The following is a 21,130-nucleotide window of genomic DNA, read 5'->3' as shown; positions in this document are numbered from 1 at the left end:
TCCGCGATGAGTCCGGCCATGGCGGCGGTGGGCAGCGCGGGGTTGGCCTCGGCGGTCTCCGCAGTCGCGGCGGCCTCGGCGGTCTCGTGGTCGTCGTCGGTGAGGAGCCGGGTCAGGGTCGGCGGCGCGGCGGGCCTGTTCGTCGGCGAGGCAGCCGGGGAGGGCTCCCGGGGGCGCCCCGGCGGGCCGGGCCACCCCCAGGCGGGCCCGGCGGGCCCGGCGGGCCGGGGGGCCGGGGGTCCCACCGGGTCAGCTCCTCCAGCAGCGCGGGCGGGGTGTCCGGATCGGCCGCCACCCCCGCGGCGACCCGGGCGCGTGCCGGTGCAGCAGGGAGCGCGGCAGCTCCCCGGAGAGCCCCGGGTGGGAGGCCACGGCCGTGACGACCTTCGCGTCGGGGGCGGCGGCGAGCACGTCCCGTATCCCGGCGGGCAGGTCACGCCGCCGGGCCGGCAGCAGGCGCGGTCCCGGGTGCGGCGACCGGGCCGGCTCCCGGACCTCGGCGGGCGGGGCGGCGGCGCGACCGGACACCGCGTGCCCGGACACCGCGGCGGCACATCGGCGCGGCGGCGCGGTCAGTCGGCACCGGTGCGTGCGCCGCCCAGCACATCGGCCACATACGCGGGGCTTCCGGCTTCGTCGAGCTGTCCTGGCCCCGCGTAGCGGCTCACCTCGAAGTGCCAGTCGAAGTTTCCCCGGGTATGGGCCTTGATCGCCTCGACCATGGCCAGCGCGTCCGCCCGGGTCCGCTCCGTGACGCCCACGGCGTCGAGCTGTCCCGGGAGTTCGTCCTCCGCGGCCAGCATCCGGTGGACGCAGTCGGTCAGCATGTCGTTGACGGCCTCGGCCGCCTCCGCGGCGGGCACACGGGAGTGGCGCGACACAAGAGTGACCGCGTTGTGCACGTCGCCGATGGGTTCCTCCTTGGGCAGGGAGACGATGTCGTTGAGCAGTCCCATGTGCTCCGCCGCCGCGTCCTGCAACGCGATGTAGGCCGGGAGCCTGCTCACACTGTCGGGAAGCTCCCTGCCCGCTCCGTGCTCGGCGAGCATGAAGAACATGTGCTCGCCGCTGGTGACCTGCCGATGGCGCCGGTAGTCCGGCAGCGGTTGGTGCCGGTCGGTGGCCCGGTCCAGGCTCTCGGCGTAGTAACTCCACAGCCAGCGGGTGGTGACGTCCGTGTAGTCCCGGACCCACCGGGGCGAATGGACCTCTCCCAGTCTCCGGTGGAAGTCGGCGGCGGCGGCTTCGAGGGGGTTGCCCGGTATGTGGCTCCCGCCCAGTACGGCGTCCCGCAGACCGCGGAGGGCCGTCAGACACCAGCGCGGATCACGACCGGCGGGCCCGTCGTCGAACTGCTCGTCGACACACCAGGCCCATGCCATGTGCAGCGCGAGCAGGGGCAGGGCGGACGGCTCCACGAAGGGGTAGTAGCGGGCCGTGATCACCTCTAACCGCAGCTGTGACAGGCGCTGGTGGGACGCCTCGGAAGGGCCGAGGCCGAAGTGGTCGATCCATGCCCACATCCGCTGCCTGGCCTGCTCCATTCCCGCGTTCAGCGGGCGGGCGGGGAACGGCATGAAGAACTCGGGAAACCGGACCACAGGGTTCACTCCTCACGACCGCGGCGGACAGATCGCCGGACAGGCACGTGGGACATTCCGGGAGCAGCCCACCGACCATGTCCGTCCCCGGGAGCGGGCCGCCGTCGGCGGCTCGGTTCGACGAGCCGGAGACGGAAGCAGCGGGTGAGGCGGCTGTGCCGCCATCGCACCCCTGTGCCCGGGGAGACCGACGATACTTTCGCCGGGCCGCGGCGTACAGTACGCGGTCCGGCCGTGGCCGACAGTGGACCTGCGTCAGGCGCGCGCCTGCGCAGCACCCTGTTCGCGCGCTCCCTGTCCGCGAACGGCATGCTCAGGCCGGACGGGAGGGTCAGCGGCACCGTGCCCCTGCCGGACTGTCCGGCCGGGGCGAACCCGGCCGCGTCAGCGGATGGCTGACGCACTCTCCCGCGAGGCCCGTACGGGCCCTCCCCGTTCGGCGGCTGCCGGGGGGAGGGCCCGCCCCCTCCTCCGATGGATCGGACGGCGGATCGGACGGCGGGCAGGACGACAGACGCCGGACGACAGGGTGCCGGACGACGGGTCAGACGCCGGGGTCGCAGCAGCCGTCGCGGTGCATCCGCGTGCCGACGGAGAGCCAGTCGGTCCGGTCGGCGGCGAGGGGTTCGGCGGCGGCGGTCGTGGGGGCGGCGGTGGCGGCGATGAGGTCGTCGGTCTCGTACACCACCCCGCCGCGCAGGCAGGAGACCGTGCGGATGAGGGTGTCGAAGTCCTCGAAGGGGTCGCCGTCGACAATGGCGAGATCGGCGAGCCGACCCCGTTCGACGGTGCCGAGGTGCTGTCCGAGGCCGAAGACGCGGGCGGGGATGACGGTGGCGGTGCTCAGCGCCCGGGCGGCGGAGAGGCCGGAACGGCGCAGGGCGCGCAACCCCAGATGGAGGGAGAGGCCCGCCGGGCCGAGGGGCGCGTCGGTGCCGAGGGCGACCGCCCCTCCGGCGGCGAGGACGCGCCGGTAGACGTCGATCTCCGTGTCGAGGGTCGCCAGTTGGTCCGCCGTGGGCGGCTGGGCGGCGGCCAGTCTCACCAGGGCCGCGTCCCAGGGCGCCATCACCACGGTGACACGGGGGTCGTCGGCGAGTTCGGGCGCCGAGCCGATCAGCGGGGCCGCAGTGAACGGGGTGGCGACCAGCGAGAAGTCGGCGCCCCGGGCGCTGTAGACCGCCATGACGTCCTGGTGGGCGCGGCCGGAGGCGGTGGTGGCGTGCCCCGCCTCCGCCCGCTGGGTGGCCTGGAGGTGGGTGGTCAGATCCTGGCCGAGGAGGATTCCCGGGGTGAGGAAGTGGCTGCCGGAGCGCACCCCGAGGCGCTCGTGGGCGAAGCGGGCGGCTTCCTCCATGACCCAGGCGGGGGCGCGGACATAGGTCTTGACGGTGTCCCAGTCGAGGGCGACGCCGCGTTCCAGGGTGCGCCGGAGCCCGGCCCGGGTGCGGTGGACGCGGCACATGCTGTAGGCGGCCCGGCTGCCGTCGAGGGGTTCCCCGCAGGTCAGCAGCCTCGGTCCGGCGAGCTGTCCGGAGTGGACGGCCTCGCGGATCCTGACCTGTTCATGGGCGAAGCCGCCGAAGGACACGGTGGTGGTGACACCGTAGGTGAGGGCCCCGGTGGTCTGGCGGCCTCCGTAGCTGCTCGGCCAGGGGTGGGTGTGGGTGTCCCACAGCCCGGGGAGAACGGTGCGGGCGGAGGCGTCGATCCGGCGGAGGGCGGGGGTACGGCCGGACCGGTGGGGTTCGACGGCGGTGATCCGTCCCCGGCGGATGACGATGTCGACGTCGTCGCGGACGTGTTCGCCGGTGCCGTCCCAGAGCCGGCCCGCGTGGACGACGGTGTCGGCGGGGGTGGGCGGGCGCAGATCGAGGGGGACGCGGACGGTGGTGGGCGCGCCGCCGGTCACGGGGATGGTGCGGAGCCTCGCGCCGGAGAGGTAGAGCAGGGTGGACGAGTCGCCCGACCAGGAGGGGTGGTCGGCGGGTTCGTCGGTGAGGGGGCGCAGGGGCCCGGTGGGGGTGCCGTCGGGGGCGACGGGCAGCAGGCAGAGCGCGGACTCCACGACGACGGCGAGCCAGGCGCCGTCGGGGGACCAGACGGGTCCGGAGGCGTGGCGGTCGGAGATCGAGGTGTGGGGGGCGACGGTGTGCAGCCGGTCGGCACCGGTCCCGGCGTCGACGATCCGCAGCAGGTTGTAGCCCTCGCGGAAGCGGAGGCTGATCCGGTTGCGGTCGCAGAGGGCGATCCACCGGCCGTCCGGGGACCAGCTCGGGCGGCCGGGGAGCCCGCCGCCGCTGAGGGGGGTGGCGAGGACCCGTTCGGCGCCGGTGACGAGGTCGCGGACGAGGAGTCGGCCGGTGGTGTCGAGGCAGGCGAGCCGGGTGCCGTCCGGGGAGAGGGCGGGGAAGGCCCGGCCGCCCGCGGCGAGGGTCTGCTCGGCGCCGGTGGCGAGGTCGAGGCGGCGGATGCCGAGGAGTCCGTCGCGGTCGTCGGCGTAGAGGAGGGAGCGGCCCGCGGGGTCCCAGACGGGGCCGAGGAGATAGCGGGTGGCGGGAGCGGTGCGCAGTCGTCGGGGCGGGCGTTCGCCGTTGGTGTGCGCGAGCCACAGGGAGTTGAGGGCGGCGAAGGCGATCCTCCCGCCGTCCGGGGAGAGGGCGGGCAGATGGATGCCGCGCACCGGCTGGACGCGGGCTTCGCCGAGGTCGTACTCCTTGACGCGGTAGCGGGGCCGTCGTGCGGTGAGGGTGCCGTCGAAGGGGAGGGTCCTCGGGGCGGTCGGCCGGTCGGGGCGCAGCAGGGTGAAGCATCCATCGACGGTGAGCAGCAGCTCTCCCCGGGCGGTCCAGCGCGGGGGTACGGCGGCGAGGTCGCCGGTGACGGGCACGGGTGCGCCGTCGAGGACGAGGACGCACCCGGCGCGGGGCGCGGGGGTGGTGCGCAGATAGGCGAGCCGTCGGCCGTCGGGGGCGAGGGCGGGGGCGATGATCTGGCCGTCGGCGGTTCCGGTGTGGACGGTGGTGACGGCTCCGGTGCCGGTGGCGGATACGGCGGCGACGGTACGGGCGTCGAGGGCGGGGCCGGTGGCGGTGGTGACGCCCTGGCCCCGGACGAAGAGAATCCGGGTGCCGTCGGGTGACCAGGTGGGGTCGTAGTCCTCCCAGGGTCCGTCCTGGAGGGGGCCTTGTTGTCCGGAGAGGCCGGTGAGACGGGTGAGGTTGCCGGTGCGCAGATCGAGGACGTGAATGCGGTAGGGGGCGCCGGTGGCGGGGTCTCCGCCGCGTTCGGAGGCGAACGCGATCCGGGTGCCGTCGGGTGACCAGGCGGGGCCCCGGTCGTCCCAGGGGCCCTCGGTGCGGCGGCGCAGTCCGGTGCCGTCCGGGCGTACCGTCCACAGGTGGTGGTTGCCGTCCCGGTACGCGCTGAAGGCGACGAGTTCCCCGTCCGGGGAGTGTGTGGGCCGGGCGGGTTCCAGGTCGGCGGGGGTGAGCGGGGTCGCGCGGCCCCCGTCGGCCGGCAGCGACCACAGGGTGCTCTGCACCTCCGCGATCAGCCCTCCGCCGCCGGGGGCGAGGCTCGCGGCCCCGTTGGTGGCCTCGGTGAGGCGCAGCGCGACGGCGGTGGTCGCCGTCCCGGCCGCTGCTCTCCCGGTCGCCGCGGCGGACGAGGTGGCGGCCGCCGTTCCGGTCGCCGCGGCTGTTCCCGTGGGGACCGCGCCGAGCGCGCAGGCCGCTCCGGCGGCGGTGAGCAGCCCCCGGCGGGAGAGAGGGAAGGGAAGGGCGTGAGTGCTCCGTTCACTGTCCATACCCCGGGACGCTGCCGCACCCCGGGGCCGGTGGGCAACACGCCATTCTCGCCAATCGGGAGTCGCGCCAGCCCCTGACACATCATCAGTTTCTCTTCATATCGGGGTGGGCGGGGATTCCCTCCCGGGGGAGCCGGAGCCCTGCGGCAGCGGTCGGCGGGGCCCTGGGGGCGGAGGGACGGGCGGGTCACCAAGGGGTGGTGGCCCGCCCCGTGCCGGTGGGGCGGTGAACGGCGTAGCGGTTGGTCTCGGCGCACCAGTCGTAGTTGCCGCGGATGGCGGCGCGCATGCCTTCGACGGCGGTGTAGAGGGATGTGCGGTCGGCGAGAGGAATGCCGAGGCGGCCGCAGAGGGCGGGGAGCCGGGGTTCGGTGCGGATGAAGGTATCGGTCCACTCGTCGATCATGCGCCGGGCGGTGGCGAGGGCCTGCTGTCGGGTACTCTGCCGCTCGTGCTGGATGACCAGGACGAGGTTGTGCGGGTCGCCGTGGGCTTCTTCCTTCTCCAGGGACAGGACGTCATTGACGATGTTGATGTTCTGGTTGGTCGTATGGAGAAGGGTCTGCACTTCGGGGGTGGTGTAGACGGGGGCGGGGATTTCGGCGCGCCAGACCCGTTCGATCAGGTCGAGCAGCGGGGGCATGAAGCCGGTGCGGTGGCGCAGCTCCAGGTAGTCGGCGATGGTGGGACTGGTGTGGCGGGTGCGGTTGGTCGCCTCGGTGATGTGGGCGGTGAGGTACTGCGTCCAGTGGTCGACGGCACGCCGCTGCCAGAGGGGGGACATGGGGGCGCTCTCACGTTGCCATAAGTCGTGAAAGGCGATGTTGAGGGGGTGCTCGCCGGTCGGGTCGGCGCGGGGGTCGAGCATGGCCACGGTGCGGTTCACGAACGCGGCGGTCTGCCGGGGATCGGTGCCGGTGGGTCCGTCGAAGTGGTCGTCATAGGCGAAGAACCAGCCGAAGATGTCGCAGCCCAGGTCCAGGTCCTCACCCTGTGCGAGATAGAACCAGCGGGCTCCGACCTTGGCGGGACTCCAGCGGCGGTACGTCGCTTCGGCGGCGTCGCCGGTGATCAGACCCATGGCGCGCATCCAGGCCACATGGCGGTCCTCGGCCCGGGCGTGGAAGGGGTTCACTCGGGACGGGAAGGGTATGTCGAACTCTTCGTGGCCGGCGGGCATGTGCGCTGCTCCTGTGGTCTCAGACGGCGAGGACGACGGTGCGGCCGTCGGGGTCGGTCAGGGTGCTCCGGCCGGGGGCGTGGCCGCTCCGCCCCGTTCCGGTGAGGCCGAGACGGAGGTAACCGGTGGCGGGGCGACGGCCAGCCGGGTACAGCTCGAACACCGTTCCGCCGTCGAGTTCGGCGGCGTAGTGTTCCGGGCCGGTGCCGTGCTGCTCCCGCTGGAGGTCCAGGCCGAGACGGGAGTAGAAGTCCCGGCAGGCTTCGAGCTGGTCGGTGTAGATGACGATCAGGTTTGTGATCACGGCTGCTCCCAGGACGGGGCGGATCTCTTGCCCGCCGGGTGGGTGTCTCAGGGCCGGGTCAGCTCTGCCCGGCGGTCGCCGGGGACAGGCCGTCGAACCACGGCTCGGCGCCGTCCCCGGTCGCCTTGGACAGCAGGAGTCTGTCGTTCTCGGGAAGCTCAGGAAGCGCGTCCAGGGGAAACCACGCCACGTCGAGGGACTCGTCATCGTTGACCTGCGCCGTGCCGGAGACCACGCGGCAGCGGAAGGTGATGTCGAGGTACTGGGCCTGGTCGCCGTTGTCGCACACCATCGGCGGAAGCGTGTAGACGCTGGTGATCCGCTCGGGGCTCACCACGATGCCGGTCTCCTCGTACACCTCACGGGCCACAGCCGCGGCCGGTTGCTCGCCCGGCTCCAGGATGCCGTGCAGAAGCGCCCACCTCCCGGTGTCCGTACGCCGGTTCAGCAGCACGCGTTCTCCGTCGAGCACGACCGCGGTAACGCCGGACAGCCAGAGCGGATCGTGGCCGATGAATTCGCGGAGCCGCAGGATGAATTCAGGGGTGGTCATGCGATCACACCTTAGATGTCTTATGGACGGGCAGGGGCGGAACACGGCACATGGGGGCCTCACCTTCCCTGCCCGCCCCGCCGGACCTGCCCGACCCACCCGAACGGGCAGACCCGCCCGACCCGCCCGAACGGGCAGACCACCTCACCGACCGCCAGGGACAACACCCCCGAAACGATCACTTCAGGATCAAGCCGGTGGCCCCGGACCGGGTGTGCGGCCGCGCGACCTCCAGTTCCCCCGTGACCGGCACGGCATCGGCGATCAGGACCTGTGCCCGGGGGTACGCCTCCTTCAGGCTCCGGGAGAGCGACCGCTGGATCTCCCCCGCGTCCCCCCTCGGGCACACGCCGATCATCGAGCCGCCGCCACCGGCACCGGTCACCTTGAGCGGCAGCCCGACCGTTCGCCGGGTGATCTGCCGGATGTCCTCCAGAACGGAGGACGACATGTGCTGGATGTCCCGCATGGCGGTGTGGGCCTGTTCCATGGCCGACCCCAGCAGCGTCAGGTCGGAGTCCGCGATCGCCGACCAGACCTGAGCGGCACACCGGTCCGCCGCGGTGATGTAGTCGTCGAGACGGCGATCGCCTTCCTGGCTCTGACGGCGCACGTCGGCGAGGTGCCGGACGGTCGACTTGGGTGTGGCCGAGTCGACGACGACGATCCGCCACTCCTCCGGGAAGGGAACGCAGCCGGTCAGGACCGGCACGGAGCCGTCACGGCCCTCGGTACGGACCGCGCCGCCCGCGATGATCGACGTCTGGTCCATGCCTCCTCCGTGGTAGATCTCGTACTCATAGGTGTAGGACCACTCCAGCAGCGCGGCCCCGTCGACCTCGACCCCCAGATACCGGGCAAAAGCCCGCAGGAGCCCGATCACCAGGGACGAGGACGAGGACAGGCCGCTCGCCAGTGGCGCGGACGCGTCGACCGACACCGCGGGCCGTCGTGTGACGGTGGGACCAGGCAGGGAGCGACGCATATGGTTCCACACAGCGGTGGCGGTGGCTTCGACCTCCGGGTGAGGATCTTGGGCACCGCTCGCCGCCACCTGAATCCGGGTGGGCAGATCGGCCGCCACGCAGACGGATCGATGGCCCAGCCAGTCAAGATCCTCCCCGGCGAGGCAGGCTCGGGTAGGTGTGTGCGTGATGGCGGAAGTCATGGACATAGAGAGGCTCTCTCCCTGTCGATGGGTCGCTGAGGTCGGTGCCGGGCCCGCTCAGAAGGCCGTCGAGCAGTGTGGTCGGCTGCTCGCGGCGAGGGCACGGGCCAGGATGAGGGTGCTGCCGTCGGTGTGCTCCACCACCCGGCCGACTGCGGCGAGTTCGGGCGCGGTCGCCGCACCCAGCAGGACGGCGGTGAGGTCGTCGATCGCCAGCTCCAGGTCCACGGCGCGCCGAACGGAGCCGACGCACCGCGGACCGTCCGCGCCCGGGACGATGTCCCACTGCGCGGGTGGGCGTCCGTCCGTGTCATGGACCAGGAGGGTGAGCGGTGCGTCGAGGAGGGTGAGGCATGCCTCCGCCACCGCCGGTACGTCGAGGACCCGGGCCCACAGACGGTCGTTCACCTCGGCCACGCGCATGCGCCGGGGGTCGTCGAGCTGTCGGCGTACCGGGTCCGCCAGTGGTCTGCGCCGCAAGATGACCTCGGAGCAGAGATCCAGCTCCGCGAAGCAGGTCAGAAGGGCCCGCACCGTGTGATGGTCGAGTGCGACCAGCTCTTCCACGACGACCGGCCCCGCGCCGGAACCGAGGCTCCAGGCGGTGGGCCGGTGCCAGCAGGCGTAACCCGAGGCGGTTCCGTCCGGGGCGCGCACCAGTACATGGTGTGTGTCCTGCGCGGCGCCGACCGCTTCCGGGCTGTCCCAGCGGGCGCGCCACCACGGAGCGGATCGTTCCAGCTCCCCGGGGGTGGCTCGCTGGTACGCGGCGAACAGACCCGGGAGGACGGTCCGAAGGAGCTCCGCGCCGGGCATGTCGACGGTGTACCCCGGTGCCGGGCCGGACGGTGACGGCCTCAGCCCCGCACCCCGGGTGTCCCAGGAGTGGGTGCAGTCCGCGGTCACCGGGGCATATCCGAACCTGCCGTAGATACCTCCTTCGCTGGCGTTGAGCACCGCGACGGCGCAGCCCTCCTCCGCGGACTCCCGGAGGTGTTCCCGCAGGAGCGCGCGCAGCAGCCCGCGCCGCCGATGGGACGGCAGGACCGCGATCTCCCCGATCCCCGCCGCGGGAAGCGCGCGGTGCCGTCGCAGGGTGATGGGCCACCGATAGCCGACCGCTCCCGCGACGATCTCCTGGTCGTGGACGGTCAGAAAGCCTTTCGGTTCCGCCAGGCCCAGCTTGGTCTGGATGGTGGCGTCACTGTGGTGGATGCCGTAGTGCAGGCGTAGCGACGCCTTGTTGAAGCGGACGAACTCGTCGGTCAGCGTTCCTCGCTCGATCACGCGCGTTCCCCTGGCGCGTGGAGGGTGAGGGTGTGTTCGCGGCCGTTCACCCTGGTGTCGAAACCCACGCCGGACAGGTCTTCGACCTGCCAGTCGGCAGCCGTCAGCCGGGCCGAGGCGTGGGTGGTGGTCAGTGCCACGACGCGCATGCCCGCCTTCTTGGCCGCCGTCACACCCGCCGGTGCGTCCTCGAACACGACGACCGCCGAAGGGTCGGCCCCCAGCCGCCGCGCGCCGAGGAGGTAGCCCTCGGGCGAGGGTTTGCCCTCGGAGACGTCATCGGCGCACACCAGGGTCGGGGGGTACGGCAGTCCGGCGGTCGCCAGTCGCTGGGCGGCGGCGCGCGAGGAGCAGGAGGTGACGATCCCCCAGTCCATCCCCGCCAGCCGGGAGGCCAGGTCTTCGGTGCCTCGCTGCGCGGTGACGGCGGCAGAATGCTCTTCCTCCAGTGCGTCCAGGCGTTCCACTTCCGTCCGGGTGGCGAGACCGGGGGCGACGAGGCGGATGTGATCCACGGTCTGGAGACCATGGCCCACGCTGAAGGTGGCTGTGCCGTCGATCCCGTGGGAGGCCGCCCAGGTGTGCCAGGCCCGCCGGTTGCCCTCGGTGCTGTCGACGAGTACCCCGTCGAGGTCGAAGAGCACGGCGCCGACGGTCAGGCGGATCACTGAGCTGCCTCTCGGAGTGCTTCGATTCCCGCGGCCACCCCGCCGGTCGCCTGGAACACGGCGGAGCCGGCGATGAGGCGGTCCGCCCCTGCCGCGCGGAGCGCACCGGCACGGGCCACGGTCACGCCTCCGTCCGCCGCGATCGCCAGGTGGTTCAGGCCGCGCGAGTCCAGGAGGGTCCGCAGGCGGCGGATCTTGTCCAGGACGTGTGGCATGAAGTCGCTGGTGCCGGGGCTGCTCGTCATGACGGTGACCTGGACGACCTGCTCCAGGACCTCTTCCACCTGTGCCAGGGGGGTGCCCGGGTTGAGGGCGACTCCCGCCTGGAGTCCGGCCTGTGTCACCGTGCGCAGCAGCCGCGATATGTGAGGTGTGGTCTCGACGTGGACGGTGACGAGGTCCGTCCTGGCTTCGATGAGGGCGTCCAGGTAGGTCTCGGGCCGCTCGACCTGGAGGTGCACGTCGAGCTGGAGGGTCGTCCGCCGTCGGACGGCGGCGATCGTGCGGGTGCCGTAGCTGATCTCCGGGACGAAGGCGCCGTCCATGACGTCCAGGTGCAGCAGGTCCGCCCGGGTGTCGGCCAGCGCGTCGATGGCCTCGCCCAGAGCGAGGGGGTCGGCTCCGAGAAGGGCGGGAAGTATCTGGGTCATCGGTGTGCTCCTCGGGTTGTGGCGGCGGCCTCGTTGAACCGGTCGATGACATAGGTGAGTTCGGCGGTCGTCAGGTCGGGGTGGATGGGCAGGCACAGGGTGTTCGCGGCCTGGTGTTCGGCGTTGGGGAAGCTCTGTCCGAGTGACAGGTCGGCGAAGGCCGGTTGCCGGTGGATCGGTACCGGGTAGCGGACGATGGCTTCGATACCGGCCGCGGTCAGTCCGGCGAGTACGGCGTCCCGCCCGGGTACGGCGACCTGGTACAGGTGGAAGACGTGTTCTTCGCCCGCCGGCGGCGGGACGGCCGCGTGGGGCGACAGATCTTGGGAGTAGCGGGCCGCCAGTTCGCGGCGGCGGTCGTTCCACGCGTCCAGTCTGCTGAGCTTGTGCCGCAGGACGAGGGCTTGAACGGCGTCGAGTTTTGAGTTGTAGCCGCGGACCACGTGGTTGTTCTGTGTCCGCTGGCCGAGTCCGCGCAGTACGCGCAGGGCGTCCGCGATGTCGGCCCGGTCGGTGGTGACGGCTCCGGCGTCTCCCGCCGCCGCCAGGTTCTTGGACGGGTGGAAGCTGAAGCAGCCCGCGTCCCCGAAGGAGCCCACGCGCCGCCCGGCCCAGCGTGCTCCGACGGCCTGCGCGCAGTCTTCGACCACGGCCAGTCCGTGGCGGTCCGCGATGTCCCGCAGGCGGTCCATGTCCAGGGCTTTGCCGAACAGGTGGACGGCGAGGATGGCCCTGGTCTTCTCGTTGATGGCCGCTTCGACACGATCGAGGTCCATCAGGAAGTCGTCCGGTGTGCAGTCCACCAGGGCGGGTCGGGCGCCGACCGAGGTGATGGCCAGCGCGCTGGCGTGGAAGGTGTTGGCGACGGTGATGACTTCATGGCCGGGGCCGACGCTCAGGGCGCGCAGGGCGAGGACGAGGGCGTCCGTTCCCGAGTTGACGCCCACGGTGTGGCGGGTTCCGACATACGCGGCGAAGTCTTCCTCGAACTGTTCCACCGGGGCGCTCAGGATGTACTCCCCCGAGCGCAGCAGCCCGTCGAGCTGGGTGAGAAGGGCGGGGAGGTCGGGGAACTGACCTTCGTGGTGGTACTTGGTGACGATCACTGACCGAGTCCCTTGGTCGAGTCCGGGGATGGGCTTGGCAGGATGACGGCCTTGCCCATGAAGGGGCCCCGGGCCAGTCGGTTGAGCAGGTCGGCGCTCTCGTCGAGGGAGAGCACGGTGGTGACCATGCGGTCGAGACGCCGTGGGAGCTCCTGGCGGCCCGGGGTGCGTGGATCGAGCAGATGTATGGCCCGTACGAAGTCCTCGCGGGTCGCTCCGTGCGACCCGACGATGTGGAAGCTCTTCCCTGCCCGTGTGATGCGAGCGGTCCGTTCCTCCCTGCGCAGGCTGTCGAGGTCGACGCCCGCGTAGGTCTGTCCCGGCCGGGTTCCCGCGTAGAGCAGCACGACGCCCCCGGGGGTGACGCGTTCGGCGGCCAGGTCGAGGAGGCCGGTGTCGGTGGCCGCGGTGGCGACGATGACACGTGGCACCGCCGGCCCCAGCGGGCCGTCCGCGGTGTGGAGCGCCGCCGGTGGCAGCACTCCGCGGTCGATCAGGAACGACAGACGTCCACGGCTGCGGTTGATCAGTGTCACCGGTACCGAGCTCGTGTCGAGCACGGTGGCCATCAGGGTGCCCGCCATACCGGCGCCGAGGATCGCGACAGGTCCGATCGGGTCCGCGCCGGCCTCCTGGGTCGCGCTGTCCAGGCGTCCCAGACAGTGGCAGACACAGGCCAGGGGTTCGACGAACACCGAGCGGACCGTCCCGCTGGTTTCGGGCAGGGGGACCAGCGCTGCCGTGACGTCGCTCCGGCTGCCCCAGATCTCGACCAGATCGGCAAATCCTGAGGTGCGGCCCACTGCCGGATGGGGATCGAGGACCACCCGCTGTCCCGTGGGGACGGTTCCTGGTGGATCGCTGGACACGACCGTGCCGACGATCTCGTGTCCGAAGTCTCTCCGCAGGTGCCGGGTCCCGTTGATCTCCCGCAGATCGGATCGGCACACACCGATGGCGTCGGGAGCCAGCAGCACGGTGGTCTCGGCCTCCGGGTGGGAGCCGATCTCCGCGTGGGTCAGGCGCACCGTGGCGTCACGGTGTTCCAGTCGGCGATAGGTGCTCACCATGCGGTGGTCACCTCACTCAGTGCGCCCAGTGGGGTGGTGAGATCGGGGGACCGGGAGAAGGCATGGTCAAGGGTGGGGTCGACGACCACCTTGATGTACTCCCCGAGAAGGGTGGACGGTCCGCTGGCGGCCGACATCGTGGCGAGGCACGTTTCCAGACCGTCGAGGGAGACCACGTGGGTGACCAGGGCGCCGAATCGCTCCGGTTCCTGGAGCAGAAGCCGCTGTGCGCGTTCCAGATGTGCGGGGGAGGTGCCCCGGTGCCCGGTGAGCCTGAGTGGTTTGCCGTCGTCGCTCCTGGTGTCGCGCACGGCTCCGGCAGCCGGGTGTCCGCACACATTGCCCCGGCGGATCGAGCCGAGGTCGCAGCCGGGCAGCCGTTCGTGGGTGTCCCCCGGGCCGAAGCCCCCGAACAGGTCGATGACCCCGTCGGCGCGCACGGCACCGACCGCTTCGGCCAGTCCCGCGCCCGCCGCTTCCCTGGGCAGACAGAGGAAGGCCGCGTCGAAGAGACCGTCCGCCGCGGGCACCCCGCGCCGGGGCCCTCTGAGCCTGCTCCGGTGGAGCAGGCCCCGGCGTTCGACATACTCCAGCCGGGCAGGGCGGTGGTGGATCACCTCCACCGCGCAGCCGTGGAGTTCGGCCACGAGGGCGGCGAGGAGCCCAGCGGTCCCCGCGCCCCAGACGGCCACGGTCTGGATTCGCCCCGCCGCGGAGACCAGGTCCCAGCCGTACAGAACCGTTGCCAGCGGTTCCGTCAGAGCGGCCAGGTCCGCGATGAGTTCGGGTGCCGCCGGGCACAGGTCCGGCCCCTCCCCCGGTGCGCTGTCCGCCGAGTAGGTCCGCTGGAAGATCCCGTCGTAGCTGTGTCCGAGGATGCGCTCCTGGTCGGTCGGGTCGACCGGGTTGAAGAGGGCGAAGCGGCGAGGCGTGCCGGGTTCCCCGCGGATCTCGGCCACGCCTTCGTGTCCCAGTATCCGGGCCTGGTCGGACCGGACCCGGCGGTGTATCTGAAGGTCGGTGCCGCATACCCCGGCGCGCAGGATGCGCAGGTCGGCCCTGGTGGCTTCGGGGCTCACCGGCCGGCCGATTCCAGAGCGAGGTCCGCCAGCAGGGTGGTGGCGCGTCCGAGGTCCTCGGGGGTGACGTCCTCCAGGAAGCGGGCCCGTCCTATCCCGGTGGGAACGGGGAGGTGCTGGTGGCCGTCACGGTGCCGGACGGAGTCCTCAAGACCGCTGCACAGCTGACTGAGGTCGCACACGGGGTGCCATGTGGGCAGGCCGACCCTGTGGAGCAGCCCGATGACGCGCATCGTCGCCTCGCGCCCGAGGATTCCGCGGTCGTGGGCAATGGCGCAGGACAGGGCCATGTCGATCGAGACGGCTTCGCCGTGCAGAAGCTGGGGTTCCGCGCGCATCTCGATCACGGGGCTGAAGGTGTGGCCGAAGTCGACCAGTCGCTTGAGGTCGTGCTCCCACAGGTTCGGTTCGAGCTCCTCCAGCATGCCGGAGACACTGCGCTCGATGACCTGCTGTGCGAGGGGGGTGTCGAATCGGCGGTCGACGAGCTGGTCGGCGTCCTGCTCGACGAGGGAGAACAGGGTGCTGTCCTTCATGACGGCCATCTTGATGATCTCGGCAAGCCCGTTGCGGATGTGCCGCTCGGGCAGGGTTCTGAGCAGTGAGTGGTCGAGCAGTGTGTGGGTGGCTGGGAAGTAGGTGCCCAGCCGGTTCTTGTGGCCGTTGAAGTTGATCGCCGTCTTGGCGCCGACGGCGGCGTCGACCAGGCCGATCAGTGTCGTCGGGATACGTACGAAAGGCGTGCCGCGCCGGTAGAGGCTGGCGGCGAGTCCCGCGAGGTCGGTGACCACCCCGCCGCCGATCGCGACAATCGGTTCCGACCGTCGTTTGATGCCGGCGCGGTCGGCGGCCTGAGCGATCGACAGCAGGGCGTCGCTGGACTTCGCCGCCTCGTTCGGCTCCAGGACGAGGAAGGTGGCGTGGTCGTGCCCCCAGGCGGTGAAGTAGCCGCGTATCGCCCTGCCTAACAGCCGGTCCACATTGCGGTCGACGACGACGAGGCGACGGCTGCGCTGCTGGAGGCCGGCCACATCGGCCAGGGTGCTGTTGCCCGGGTCAAAGATCGAATCGGTCTGCTGTACTCGGTAGGTGACGTCCTGTGTGGATCGCACCGTCCAGGCCATAATGACTCCTCACGGGTTATATGTGACCCGGGTCCGCCGCAGATGAAGCCCTGCGCCTCGGAGCGCCGCCAGACCGTCGTCGGCTCCGCGGAAGACCCGTCGGGCGAAATAGGTGTCGTCCTCGGTGGATATCTCGTACAGACCCAGGGTGTTCAGGTTTCTGAGCAGGCTGTGCAGGTATGGATCGCCCAGACCTTCGACCACACCGCCGAACAGATAGGTGGCGGAGACTTCGGGGTCGAGCGTGGCCTGGTGGAGCAGTACGTGCGCCAGCGGGAGGGTGAACAGGTCCAGCAGCTCCCTCGCGAGCGGGTCGCTCTGCGAGACCCGGCGGGTGAAGAGGCCGAGGGTGGTGCGGGGATCACCGACGCGGAAGGGGGCCGCCTCGGGGAGGGAGTTCAGGAGTGCGGCGATTCCCCGCCCTGAGGAGACCGCGCTCACATGGTCGGCACCACCGCAGTCGCAAACGGTCCGGAGGACACGGTCACGCCATCGGACCGGAACAGGCAGATGGCCGATCTCCCCCTGCATTCCGTGTCGTTCATCGAGAGGGATGGTCCCGCGGTCGAGGTGGATGGTGCGACTGGCGATTCCGCTGCTGATCGTGACGGCGGCGGCCTTGCGGGTACCGGGCGGGTGTCCGCCCTGTGACCGGACCGCGTGGGCGAGTGCGGAGACGTCGTTGATCACACCTACGCACAGGCCCGGCAGCCGGGCCCGCAGGATCTCCGCGAGGGGCAGGGGGTACCGGCCCGGCCCCCAGAGCGGGCCGCTGCCGAGCACCAGGCCGGAACGCCCGTTCATCGCGGCGCCGAGGGATATCGCGACGGCCGAGCAGTCGTGGTCCGTCCGGGCCGTACGGGCCGCTGCCACGATGTGCTCGACCAGCAGTTCCTGGAGGACTTCGGGCGGTTGGGCATGGGTGTGGACGGAGAGCGCGGGCGTGCGCGTCAGCAGATGGAGTTCGTTGTTCCCGTCCAGTACCGCGGACCGGAACCAGGTTCCACCGAGATCGAGGCAGAGGACGCGCCCCGCCGAGCCGTCGGTGGAGTTCACCGCGGCGGCGGAGCGTGCGGGTCCGCCACCGGTGCCTCCGGGCCGAATGCCGCCCTGTCCACCAGCAACGTCCCGTCCGGCCCCAACAGCCCCCGAAGGGCGGCCAGTCGGGGATCGTCTCCCTGGCGGTGCGCGCGCACAGCTGATGCCTTGCCTCCACCGGCGGCGAGCACCATACGGAGACCGGCCCCGCTGAGGACGGGAAGGGTGAGCGTCATGCGGACGGTGTTCTGGTAGGGCTGGGTGACAGCGACCCAGTCGTCCGTCTCCAGCGCGGGGTCGCCGTGGAACAGGGAAACAGTGTGGCCGTCCTCCCCCAAGCCCGCGACCACGACATCGGGGGCGCCGCCGACCAGGAGGAGACCGAGAAGACGGGCGTAGGACTCGGCTGCGTCACCAGGGTCCGGACGTGACCCCGTGGGCATGGGGTGCCGGTTCCCCGCGGGTACCGCGGCAGGATCGAGCAGATGCTTCCGGATGACCTGCCATGACGGCCCGTGCGCCTCATCGGTGATGTGGTCGTCCGTCTGCACGATGTGCACTCGTTCCCACGGCACGGGCATACGGGCGAGCTGTTCGTAGGTCGCCGCCGGGGTGCTGCCGCCCGTCAGTGCGAGGACACAGATATCTCGCTGTTCAAGGGTCTGGCCGATATGCCGTGCGATCGCCGTGGACGCGTCGCGGGCCATGCGTTCGACGGTTTCGACCACCGAGACGCGGGGTCGTCCTACAGGCTGCGAAGTCATGTGGGGCTCCATGAAGTCTTCCTGTTGTTCGGTCTACGCCAAGGCACCCGGTGCCTGCGGATCATGCGTCGCCCTCGGTGCCGCGTTGGCCATCTCCGGGCGTTCGTGCATCAGATGGAGCAGGGTGTGAGGCGTTCTCGGAACGGGGCTTTCCCGTTCAAGGCGAGTGATGAAATCTCGGTCCTCACCACCCCAGCCCACAAAAGAGGGATCGAACCCTCCGACGGAGCGGAATCGTTCGCTCGATACGACGACACACCCACCGGGGGGACGGCGCAGCAGACACCCGGACAGGGTTCCCACGAAATCCGCCCCGTCGGCATCGAGGCCGTCGACCACACGGGAGGACGATTCGAGATCGAGGTAGAACGCATCTTCATAGGGAAGGAAAGCACTTGCATTCTGTGACTCGCACAATATACGTGAGACAAACTCCCGGTCCACCACTATGTCTGCATCCAAAAGGCACAGGACATCGCTGTCCTCCTTGGTGCAAGCCACACCTGCATTAAGGGAAGCAGACTTGTTGAAGGGTCCGGGCTGGTACTGGAAGACATAATTGTCCACCCAGGGTTCCAGACGGTCCCGATGTACCGGACTTTCATCGCTCTCCACCACCGTCACATAGAATTTTACGTTCGCATCGGACTGCGAGCGGACAGAGTGCAGGCAGGCCAGGATGTTCCGCAGACGCAGAGTGGAGTGACGCGCCCGGAAGGGCACCACCACATGCACCTGTCCGGCGGGTTTTCCCTCAGGAGGGAGACCGATTCGACGGGGTGACGACAGTTCACCGGGATCTCCCGAAAAATACACAAGGCGGATATTCTCCGGCAAGTCGGCAAGACGGTGGACAAGCCCCGCCGGGAGCGCACCATCGTCTCTTGCCTTCCCCAGTGCGGATATAAGGCTGCTGTACACGGCCTCGGGAGGGAGTTCCCTCTCGAAGGCCGGGAACCAGTGAACGGCCGAACGGATCTTCTCGATCTCCTGAATGGCACGCTCATAGAGCGGAAGACTGCTGTCCCAGTAGGGCGGGCAATATTCCCTGGAATTCATATCTTTACCGGCTACGAACGCTCCCGCAACAAGCTCTTCGAGATCCAAGTACACAGCTGTGCCTTTCACCGGACGATTTCATCGGGATGATTTCACCGGACGATTGACGACTGCGCAGGCGATTCGGCGGAATCCACCGGCGGGACAAGGGCCGTCACCGGGCGAACCGGCGACGCTCCGGGGAAAGCACCTGCACAAGACCGGAGATGAGGACACAGCCGCCCAGTACGCACCACAGGAGCAGCGCGTGCCCCATGCCCCAGCCGATGAGAGCCGGTCCTACCGCGTAGGAGACGGCCCATGTGAGCTGGAAGACGGCCATGTACGGCCCCTCGTCCCGGTCCGGGGCGAGGGCCACCGCGGCTGCGGCGGCCGTGGGTTTCGAAGCCGCCTCCGCGACGGCGAGCAACACGGTGGCGAGCACCGCCATCCAGCCTTGAGCCACGGCCGGCGCCGATGAGATGAACATGGTTGTCAAGATTGCGGTTTCCGCCGCGGCGATCGCCAGAACGAGCACTCTGCTGCGGCTCCAGCCGGCCACCCGGTTGCCGAGCGGAATCTGAATGGCGGAAATTACGGCGTAGCGTACGGCGATTACCGCAGCCGGCCAGAATGCAGCATGGTGCAGCACATCGACCAAGTAGATCGGAAATGCGACCGTCGGTATCAGCCAGGCAAGCGACAGAAGGGTCTGGGAGCTCACCAGGGCCATGAATGCGCTGTTCTTGAGAGTGGACATCAGAGTCGCACGGGAATCTGTGGCACCCGGCTGTACGCCGGTGCCACCGGGCGGTATTCGAGTTCGCAGAACGAAGAACGCGGCGGCGAGAGAACTCAGACAGTTTCCCATCAGCGCGACCTTGAGACCTGCCGGTCCGGCCAGGGCCAAGAGTCCGGTGGACGCGACGGCCCCCAGCCCGAGGCATGTCGTCTTCAGGAAGTTGACAAAGGAGAACCACTGGGGGAGCTGCTCCTTCGAGGCAACACGCGCCACTGCTCCCGGCCATGCTGCGCCGTACAGCCTGTCCGCCGCCATGACGATGAACGACGCACAGAACACACGTGTGCCGGACGAGGCCAAGAAGTAGGAAGAATACCCTGCGGCAGTCATCAGATTGCTGATCAGAAGACAACGCTTCGGCCCCATGACTTGCACGAGACGTCCAGCAGCAGGAATGACGAGAAAGGACAGGATCGAACCGGCGGAGACGGCCGCGCCTGCGGTGGCGGCGGACATGTGGTGGACGTTGAGGAAGAACAGCAGGGACAGCGGCAGGAATAATCCTGCGCCTGCCGTGTCGAGCGCGACAGAGTACAGCAAAGGGCGCTCCATCGCACCCACTGCAAATTTTCTGCTCCTGGCCGATAAGCATTTCGAGCTGTCTGCGCGCGCGCTGATGACGTCCCCCCATCGTCAATGAGTCTCTGCGGCTTCAACTCTTGCTTGTGCGTGTGGGAACCCAAGGCTTGCCCGGCAGCTGCTTGGTCATGGGCAACTGCTGGTCATGGGTGAGATGATCTTTTCGCGGCAGATGGGATCACGGCATCGGAGCACCCTGGACAGCCCGCTCACACCGGGTTGATCACTGAGCGGTTGGACCAGAGGGGCGCGGGAGCCGTCCGGCGCGAAGGCCGCCGCCGACAGGGCGCCGGATTCCACCACGCCATGCTCGGTATCGCCCGCCTTCACAACCTCACCGCGGTCGGGTGACCGGGGAACCGCACAGGCCGACCGACATGCCGTAGATCATTTACTGGACAGGTGTCAACATCGAGAAAACCCCGCTAGAACCATTTAAAAAATGTATGTCTATACCAATCGAATACGCAACAGGCACCTGCGCAATGACTCAAACCACTGGCATCTAAGCCAACCCATACATGCATCTAAATGGGTGCATACTCATAAATGTTATGCACCCTACTGACCAAGCCTTGGGACGTCCCGACCTCACAGTGATCCAAAAGAGCCATTGGTTCAGACCGCGCTGTCGGTGCGGTACGCGCCATCGGCGCCACAATGAGCGCATGGATCCGACCACTGTTGTATGGGACATGGACGGCACGCTGCTGGACTCCAGCCACGCCGTGCCGCAGGCGTTCGTCCAAGCCACAGAGCAACTGGCAGGCCGACGGGTGGAGTTCGACGAGGTCGTGGCGGCCTACTGGCGAGGAACCCCGGAGGTCATCCTGTCGTTCCTGGTGGGTCGCACCCTCTCGGCGGACGAATGCGAGGCGTACTACCAGGCGCTGGACGGTGTGCGGGTCGCCCCGTACCCAGGGGTGCCGCAGACCCTCCACGCTCTGAGGCAACGGGACCTGCCAGTCGCTGTCTTCACGGGCGCCAGCACACGCGCGGCCGAACTCCTGCTGCGTTCGGCGGGGCTGTCGGTGGACCTCCTCATCGGCGGGGACTGCGTGGAACGGCCCAAGCCCGCCGCCGATGGCATGCTGATGGCCGCCGAACGACTCGGCGTCGCCGCAGGGCAGTTGGTCCTCGTCGGCGACTCCGCGCTCGACCTCCGGGCGGCACGCGCCGCGGGCAGCCACAGTGCCGCAGCGGCATGGGGCCATATGTACGACCCCGAGGAACCGGCCGACACCGTGCTCGACTCCCCTCAGCAGGTGTTGCGCCTGCTGCCCGCACTCGCTGGTGAGTGACCCCGGGGGG

At 69.9% G+C, this 21,130-nt stretch carries 19 protein-coding genes; 1 reads left to right on the top strand and 18 read right to left on the bottom strand.

Annotation, left to right across the window (positions count from 1 at the left end; translation table 11 throughout):
• Positions 1 to 249: 249 nt before the first annotated feature.
• From CRV15_RS32855 to CRV15_RS32765, 18 genes are all read right to left on the bottom strand, one after another.
• Positions 250 to 543, bottom strand: a complete 294-nt coding sequence (locus tag CRV15_RS32855; RefSeq protein WP_003952922.1) for a hypothetical protein — start codon at positions 541 to 543, stop codon at positions 250 to 252.
• Between the two features lie 29 nt (positions 544 to 572).
• The gene (locus CRV15_RS32850) at positions 573 to 1,601 is read right to left on the bottom strand and encodes a terpene synthase family protein (protein ID WP_009999397.1); all 1,029 of its coding nucleotides are present in this window, start codon (positions 1,599 to 1,601) and stop codon (positions 573 to 575) included.
• 544 nt (positions 1,602 to 2,145) lie between these two features.
• Positions 2,146 to 5,409 (bottom strand): amidohydrolase family protein, encoded by a 3,264-nt coding sequence (locus tag CRV15_RS32840; RefSeq protein WP_003963390.1) that lies wholly within the window; start codon positions 5,407 to 5,409, stop codon positions 2,146 to 2,148.
• 187 nt (positions 5,410 to 5,596) lie between these two features.
• Positions 5,597 to 6,589, bottom strand: a complete 993-nt coding sequence (cnsA, locus tag CRV15_RS32835) for a 1,8-cineole synthase (RefSeq protein WP_003952918.1) — start codon at positions 6,587 to 6,589, stop codon at positions 5,597 to 5,599.
• Between the two features lie 19 nt (positions 6,590 to 6,608).
• Positions 6,609 to 6,893 carry a VOC family protein gene (locus CRV15_RS32830; RefSeq protein WP_003963389.1) on the bottom strand — a complete coding sequence of 95 codons (285 nt, stop codon included), beginning with the start codon at positions 6,891 to 6,893 and terminating at the stop codon, positions 6,609 to 6,611.
• Between the two features lie 58 nt (positions 6,894 to 6,951).
• Positions 6,952 to 7,446: an NUDIX hydrolase gene (locus CRV15_RS32825; RefSeq protein WP_003952916.1), complete on the bottom strand. Its 495-nt coding sequence runs from the start codon at positions 7,444 to 7,446 to the stop codon at positions 6,952 to 6,954.
• A gap of 178 nt (positions 7,447 to 7,624) precedes the next feature.
• A complete protein-coding gene (locus tag CRV15_RS32820; protein ID WP_003952915.1) occupies positions 7,625 to 8,620 on the bottom strand; it encodes a GHMP family kinase ATP-binding protein in 996 nt (331 codons plus the stop codon).
• A 51-nt stretch (positions 8,621 to 8,671) separates the two neighbouring features.
• Positions 8,672 to 9,901: a GNAT family N-acetyltransferase gene (locus tag CRV15_RS32815; protein WP_003952914.1), complete on the bottom strand. Its 1,230-nt coding sequence runs from the start codon at positions 9,899 to 9,901 to the stop codon at positions 8,672 to 8,674.
• On the bottom strand, positions 9,898 to 10,569 hold the full coding sequence (locus tag CRV15_RS32810; protein ID WP_003952913.1) for an HAD-IA family hydrolase: 672 nt from the start codon (positions 10,567 to 10,569) through the stop codon (positions 9,898 to 9,900). The genes CRV15_RS32815 and CRV15_RS32810 overlap by 4 nt, the downstream gene beginning before the upstream one ends.
• The gene (locus CRV15_RS32805) at positions 10,566 to 11,219 is read right to left on the bottom strand and encodes a ribulose-phosphate 3-epimerase (RefSeq protein WP_003952912.1); all 654 of its coding nucleotides are present in this window, start codon (positions 11,217 to 11,219) and stop codon (positions 10,566 to 10,568) included. The genes CRV15_RS32810 and CRV15_RS32805 overlap by 4 nt, the downstream gene beginning before the upstream one ends.
• Entirely contained in the window at positions 11,216 to 12,325 is a 1,110-nt protein-coding gene (locus CRV15_RS32800; RefSeq protein WP_003952911.1) for a DegT/DnrJ/EryC1/StrS family aminotransferase, read from the bottom strand. Before CRV15_RS32800 ends, CRV15_RS32805 begins: the two co-directional genes overlap by 4 nt.
• On the bottom strand, positions 12,322 to 13,395 hold the full coding sequence (locus CRV15_RS32795; protein ID WP_003952910.1) for an alcohol dehydrogenase catalytic domain-containing protein: 1,074 nt from the start codon (positions 13,393 to 13,395) through the stop codon (positions 12,322 to 12,324). Before CRV15_RS32795 ends, CRV15_RS32800 begins: the two co-directional genes overlap by 4 nt.
• Entirely contained in the window at positions 13,389 to 14,474 is a 1,086-nt protein-coding gene (locus tag CRV15_RS32790; RefSeq protein WP_003952909.1) for an MDR/zinc-dependent alcohol dehydrogenase-like family protein, read from the bottom strand. The genes CRV15_RS32795 and CRV15_RS32790 overlap by 7 nt, the downstream gene beginning before the upstream one ends.
• Positions 14,471 to 15,598 (bottom strand): sedoheptulose 7-phosphate cyclase, encoded by a 1,128-nt coding sequence (locus CRV15_RS32785; protein WP_003952908.1) that lies wholly within the window; start codon positions 15,596 to 15,598, stop codon positions 14,471 to 14,473. The genes CRV15_RS32790 and CRV15_RS32785 overlap by 4 nt, the downstream gene beginning before the upstream one ends.
• Before the next feature lie 9 nt (positions 15,599 to 15,607).
• Positions 15,608 to 16,654 carry an ROK family protein gene (locus CRV15_RS32780; RefSeq protein ID WP_003952907.1) on the bottom strand — a complete coding sequence of 349 codons (1,047 nt, stop codon included), beginning with the start codon at positions 16,652 to 16,654 and terminating at the stop codon, positions 15,608 to 15,610.
• Positions 16,651 to 17,400: a 6-phosphogluconolactonase gene (gene pgl, locus CRV15_RS32775; RefSeq protein ID WP_230864300.1), complete on the bottom strand. Its 750-nt coding sequence runs from the start codon at positions 17,398 to 17,400 to the stop codon at positions 16,651 to 16,653. Before pgl ends, CRV15_RS32780 begins: the two co-directional genes overlap by 4 nt.
• 33 nt (positions 17,401 to 17,433) lie before the next feature.
• On the bottom strand, positions 17,434 to 18,513 hold the full coding sequence (locus CRV15_RS32770; protein ID WP_003952905.1) for a glycosyltransferase family A protein: 1,080 nt from the start codon (positions 18,511 to 18,513) through the stop codon (positions 17,434 to 17,436).
• Positions 18,514 to 18,613: 100 nt separating this feature from the next.
• Entirely contained in the window at positions 18,614 to 19,780 is a 1,167-nt protein-coding gene (locus CRV15_RS32765; RefSeq protein ID WP_230864301.1) for an MFS transporter, read from the bottom strand.
• Positions 19,781 to 20,487: 707 nt separating this feature from the next.
• On the opposite strand from CRV15_RS32765, the gene CRV15_RS32755 reads away from it, so the two are divergent.
• Complete coding sequence (locus CRV15_RS32755) at positions 20,488 to 21,120, top strand: HAD family hydrolase (protein ID WP_009999393.1); 633 nt, start codon at positions 20,488 to 20,490, stop codon at positions 21,118 to 21,120.
• The last annotated feature ends 10 nt before the right edge of the window (positions 21,121 to 21,130 follow it).

The sequence above is a fragment of the Streptomyces clavuligerus genome, assembly GCF_005519465.1.
In the GTDB taxonomy this organism is placed as follows: Bacteria; Actinomycetota; Actinomycetes; order Streptomycetales; family Streptomycetaceae; genus Streptomyces; species Streptomyces clavuligerus.
The sequence above is the reverse complement of the archived record's forward strand: the minus strand, read 5'-3'. Positions and strand labels throughout refer to the sequence as shown.